4 protein-coding genes are annotated in these 2,964 nt (G+C 53.5%); 2 read left to right on the top strand and 2 right to left on the bottom strand.

Annotation, left to right across the window (positions count from 1 at the left end; genetic code table 11):
• The first annotated feature begins 20 nt into the window (after positions 1-20).
• On the top strand, positions 21-956 hold the full coding sequence (locus MK323_15315; GenBank protein ID MCH2483514.1) for a carbohydrate kinase family protein: 936 nt from the start codon (positions 21-23) through the stop codon (positions 954-956).
• 42 nt (positions 957-998) lie between these two features.
• Positions 999-1,460 (top strand): HAD hydrolase family protein, encoded by a 462-nt coding sequence (locus MK323_15310; protein MCH2483513.1) that lies wholly within the window; start codon positions 999-1,001, stop codon positions 1,458-1,460.
• Between the two features lie 158 nt (positions 1,461-1,618).
• Here the strand turns inward: MK323_15310 and add are convergent, their stop codons facing one another.
• Both add and MK323_15300 read right to left on the bottom strand, forming a co-directional pair.
• Positions 1,619-2,599, bottom strand: a complete 981-nt coding sequence (gene add, locus MK323_15305; protein ID MCH2483512.1) for an adenosine deaminase — start codon at positions 2,597-2,599, stop codon at positions 1,619-1,621.
• A partial coding sequence (locus tag MK323_15300; protein MCH2483511.1) for a phytanoyl-CoA dioxygenase family protein occupies positions 2,596-2,964 on the bottom strand: 369 nt, incomplete at its 5' end. The genes MK323_15300 and add, both read right to left, overlap by 4 nt.

The raw sequence follows: 2,964 nt of genomic DNA, 5'->3' as shown, positions 1-2,964 counted from the left end.
CCCTTCGGAGTTTTAGACCTGTGCCGACACTCATCTGTGGCTCCATGGCCTTTGATACGATCATGGTCTTTCCAGATCTATTCAAGAACTACATTCTCCCCGATCAGATCCATAATCTGAATGTGTGTTTTGTCAACCCAGAACTGCGCCGTGAATACGGCGGTTGTGCGGGCAACATCGCCTATAACTTAAAGCTCCTCGGCGGTGAACCGATTCCAATGGCCACGGTCGGCAAAGACTTCGAGGACTACCGCAGACGCCTGCAACAAAACGGCATCCCTGACCAACACGTCGTTGAGATCCCTTCCCTGTATACCGCCCAGTGTTCTATCACGACCGATCAGGACAACAACCAGATCACGGCCTTTCATCCCGGCGCCATGGGCGAGGCCCACCAGAACAAGGTGGCCGATGCAGCCAACATCAGTTTAGGGATCGTTGCGCCGGATGGCCGCGATGCCATGCTGCAGCACAGCCGTGACTTCGCAGTGCTCGGCATCCCTTTTATATTTGACCCTGGACAAAACCTCCCCTTATTTTCAAAGGACGAATTACTTACTTACATCGATCAGACCACGTGGTGTGTCATGAATGACTACGAATCCCAACTGATGATGAAGATCACCGAGCTGACGCTGGACGATATTGCCAGCCAGGTTGACGCCCTAATCGTCACGCGGGGTGACGAAGGCTCTCGTATCTATGCGGGCGGCAAATCAATCGACATTCCGGCAGCGTCTATAGAAGCCGCTGTGGATCCTACCGGCTGCGGCGATGCTTTTCGTGCCGGTCTGCTGTACGGCCTGAACGGCGGTTGGGACTGGGAAACATCCGGCCGGGCAGCTTCACTCGTCGGTGCGTTCAAAGTCGAACAGCAAGGCACCCAGAACCATCACTTTACCGAGGACCAATTCCAAGCGCGCTTTGAAGAGAATTTCGGGTACTCGTTACCCTAGTTCCGACACTGTTCCACACCACAATACCGTCGAGACGATCCAATGCCTGAAATCAATCTCCTGATTCTTGACTTTGATGGCGTACTGACCGACAACAAAGTTTATGTATTTGAAGACGGGCGTGAGGCTGTAGTGTGCCATCGTGGCGACGGTTGGGGCATCCGAATGCTTCAATCTGTGGGAATTGAAGTGATAATCCTCTCTACCGAAACGAACGCAGTGGTCTCTGCTCGAGCGGAGAAACTCAATGTAACCTGCATTCAGGGTTGTGAAGATAAATCGTCAGCTGTGCAGTCAATCATTGACACAAGGTCTATCAATCCGGACCAGATCATGTATGTCGGTAATGACACCAACGATATTGACGCGATGAAATTGGTAGGCCATCGCGTGGCACCGGCAGATGCGCATCCGCAGATACGAGCAATTGCGACTATGGTTACCGACTCGTCCGGAGGACAGGGGGTAGTGCGAGAGCTTGCTGATCTTTTAGTGACGAAGTGAGCATCAACGCTGCAATAATTCTTCAACTACCCGCTCTGGTTACCTCATTGTTGAACTGAGGGTATCTATTTTTCTAATACAGCTGCCGCTTTAGGCTGATTCGCTAATTTCTTCAAACACGAGTCATCCACAAGAACCTAATCGGCCCGTTTTATCCTCTATTTTCTTTGGATTCTTTCTAACAAAATACTTCGGGTTTTATCGTCGACAAATGCCGCTGCGAGCGCATCGACTGAAATCTGAACCAGATCTAGATCTTCCAGTCCCAGTCGTGAACCTGCGATCTCGTACTCCTGTCCGATCGTGGTTGCAAAGTACGGAGGGTCATCCGAGTTCAATGAGACGCTGATTCCTGCATCCCGAAGTGCGTTGAACGGGTGAGCGTCATAACCGGGATAAATCTTGGTCATCACATTACTGGTGGGACACACCTCCAGGTGGACGCTTTCACGGGCCAGTCGTGCCAGTACGCGCTTATCTTCGATGGCACGAACACCGTGGCCGATTCGCTCGACCGGTAGTGTATCCAGCGCCTCATTCACACTGTCTGCCCCGGCCCATTCACCGGCGTGCACCGTGCACGGCAATCCAGCGGTATGAACCCGATCAAAAGCAGGCCGAAAATCCTTGAATGTATGGACCTGCTCATTGCCGCCCATCCCAAAACCGACCACGTAGGGATGGGGACTGCCGCAGACCTGGTCGGCAACCTGCATCGCCTGGGCGGGTCCAAAATGCCGCACGCACGTCACAATAAGGCGTCCAATGATCCCATGATCGCGTTCCGCATCGTCGATGCCCTGCACAATACCTTCCAGATGCGCTTCGTAGGATAGGCCCGCAGCAGCCGCATGATCCGGTGATGACATCACCTCCACATAGACGGCACCTTCAATCGCGCAGTCACACAGATACGCATAAGTCACATCCCGGTAATCCTGGGCTGTGCGAATGGCCTGGCTGGCATCATCATAGGTCGACAAAAACCCGGGGAAATCGGCCCACGCAAATCGATCATCGGCTGTAAAGAGCGTGTCTGCCAGCGTGATGTTATTTCGTTCTGCCAGCTGACGGATCAATGCCGGCCCCGCTGCACCCTCGAGATGGCAGTGCAGCTCGACCATGGGTACCGTCGTCATTGCATTGCGTCCACAATCAGTGGGCGAAGCGGCATATCGGGCCCGCGTTGCAACCAGTTATCTGCCGGATAATGCGCTTTGCCGGACACCGTGTGCAGTGAGTAGGCACAACGTGATCGATCGCTGACATTAGCCGCGCTGTAATGGGGCAGCAGCCCATCCAATATCACCAAAGTGCCGCGGGAGACCTCCAAGGGCACAGCACGTGCCACGTCAAAAGGTATCGCATCGGGAATATCCTGGGTTTTCAGTTTTCCATCGACCCGGCAAAAGCGCTGCCGCAGACCATTTTGGTGCTCACCTGGCAGAACCCACAAACAACCATTTTGAAGATTCGCATCTTCCAGTGCGAACCAGAACCCCGT

It is taken from the genome of Gammaproteobacteria bacterium (genome assembly GCA_022450155.1).
GTDB lineage: Bacteria > Pseudomonadota > Gammaproteobacteria > Arenicellales > UBA868 > REDSEA-S09-B13.
This window is presented reverse-complemented; position numbering and strand designations above follow the sequence as displayed.